The organism is Pseudomonas sp. 51_B, from assembly GCF_017491595.1.
GTDB classification, from domain to species: Bacteria; Pseudomonadota; Gammaproteobacteria; order Pseudomonadales; family Pseudomonadaceae; genus Aquipseudomonas; species Aquipseudomonas promysalinigenes.
Window position 1 is genome coordinate 1 of sequence record NZ_JAFGYW010000330.1, and the last position, 463, is coordinate 463.

At 58.1% G+C, this 463-nt stretch carries 1 pseudogene; it reads left to right on the forward strand.

Annotation, left to right across the window (positions count from 1 at the left end):
• Nucleotides 1-463: pseudogene (locus J5M56_RS25075) on the forward strand (DNA polymerase III subunit alpha); the annotation flags it as partial.

Consider the following 463-nt stretch of genomic DNA (forward strand, 5'->3'; position numbering starts at 1 on the left):
ATGCAGATTGCTCAGGTCATGGCCGGTTACACCCTCGGCGGTGCGGACATGCTGCGTCGAGCGATGGGTAAGAAAAAGCCTGAAGAAATGGCCAAGCAGCGCGGCGGTTTCATTGAGGGTTGCGCGACCAACGGCATCGACGCGGCTCTTGCCGGTAACATTTTCGACCTGGTGGAAAAGTTCGCCGGTTACGGTTTCAACAAATCCCACTCCGCCGCTTACGGCCTAGTGTCCTACCAGACCGCTTGGCTGAAAGCTCACTACCCGGCGCCGTTTATGGCTGCGGTACTCTCGGCGGATATGCACAACACCGACAAGGTCGTGACCTTGATCGAAGAAGTGCGGACGATGAAGCTGCGCCTCGACGCGCCGGACGTGAACACTTCGGAGTTCAAGTTCACGGTGAACGACGACGGCCGTATCGTTTACGGCCTCGGCGCGATCAAAGGTGTTGGTGAAGGTC